A 1597-nucleotide genomic window follows, 5' to 3' on the forward strand; every position below is an offset into this window, starting at 1 on the left:
CCATTCAATCCATCCACACAGTTTGTGGTAACCTTGTCAGAACCCGGCCCCATTACTCTTAGAGTGTTTTCAGTTTTGGGTCAGTTGGTCCGCACACAAGCCATTAACGGTGAACCCGGGTTGAATCAGATTCATTTCCTGGCAGATGGACTTAGTTCGGGGAACTACCTGTACCAGATCAACACCCACATGGGGCAGTCAACTGGTATGATGACGTTGAGTAAATAAACAATCGGGGGCAATCGCCCCCTTTTTATATATGAAATTGTTATTTACCTTTTTCTTTGGCCTTTCCTTTTCGATCTGTCTTGCCCAAACGTTTACAGATATATCTGCTAATTTTCCCATTGATCTGAGTAAACCGGGAGCTATCAATATTGTTGAGTTGCAGGATCCTTCAACTCAAATTTGGAATATCGGTATTAAGGGACTGTCAGCACCCGAAGCAGTTTACCGGGTTAACCTGAAAACCAGCACCCTCACATCCATTATTGATGAGTATAGGCCCGCCTTCGATTTACCGAATATTGTTGGGTTTGACAAAGCCTATGATTTTAACAATGATGGCTTTATGGACCTTGCAGGATACGGTGATAAGTTAACCGGTAAGGCCTTTATTTATCTGGGAAATGAAACCGGGTTTTACGACATACAGGATACCCTGGCCCTTCCTCATGGGTGGTGGCGGGAAAACGGGTACCCTTACATGGCCGAAGACATTAATGATATCAATTTTGATGGCACCCTGGACCTGGTCATTTCGGATGTTTCTGGTTATGTACCAAACAAAATTTACCTGAATCAGCTTACCCGGTTTGACAGCCTGTCGCTTTATCACCACTTCAATATTTACCTGATGGAGGAATTCTGGCTAATATTATCCCTTAGTTCTACCCATGACTTTAATACCGATGGCAAACGCGATTATGTGGTCACCTGGCTTCAACGATCCAACCACTTTTCATTCCAATCCTACTATTACATTTCAGACCAACAGAAAAAGACCTACAAACTGGTTGGTCCCGATATTCTGAGGAATCTGCCGGATACCGACCCAAATGACTACTTCGATTTTGATTCTAATGGTTTGATTGACCGCATCCGTTTCGACCCATTTTTCTCTGCACTGCGATTTCAAAAACGGATCAGGCAGGTAAAAAATTACAATGATCACCCGTTTGAGGATAAAACCCATGATGTGCATTTTCTGAACGGCTACGACTCAACCTGCCAGACGGTTAAAGCCGCCTTCGTTGATCTGAACAATGATGGCTATCCTGATATAATTAAGCCTAATTCGAGTGGAAAAGGACTTGATATACTGGTTGCAGAACCGTTCTCAAGAAATCAGATGTGGTACACCAATATCAAGGAAACTTCCCTGACGGTTGTACCATCTTATTCGGCTGTTCCTACCTTGTTTGATCTCGATCAGGATGGGGACATTGATTTTTCTCTTGGCTACGGTTTGTTTGTGCCCAAACCGGACCGACTATACATCTATCGCAATGAATTAGATCAATCCAATGGAGATGCAAATTGGATACAGATCTGGCTTGAAGGAACCACCAGTGCCCGGACACCCATCGGCGCCCAG

The 1597-nt window shown here is 43.9% G+C and carries 2 protein-coding genes; both read left to right on the plus strand.

The annotated features are described in order from the left end of the window. Positions 1-228 (plus strand): T9SS type A sorting domain-containing protein (locus tag HUU10_15785; protein ID NUQ83063.1); only part of this gene is annotated, 228 nt, incomplete at its 5' end. A gap of 31 nt (positions 229-259) precedes the next feature. Further along, positions 260-1597: VCBS repeat-containing protein (locus HUU10_15790; protein NUQ83064.1), on the plus strand; the 1338-nt coding region annotated here is incomplete at its 3' end.

The sequence above is a fragment of the Bacteroidota bacterium genome (assembly GCA_013360915.1).
Taxonomy (GTDB): Bacteria; Bacteroidota; JABWAT01; order JABWAT01; family JABWAT01; genus JABWAT01.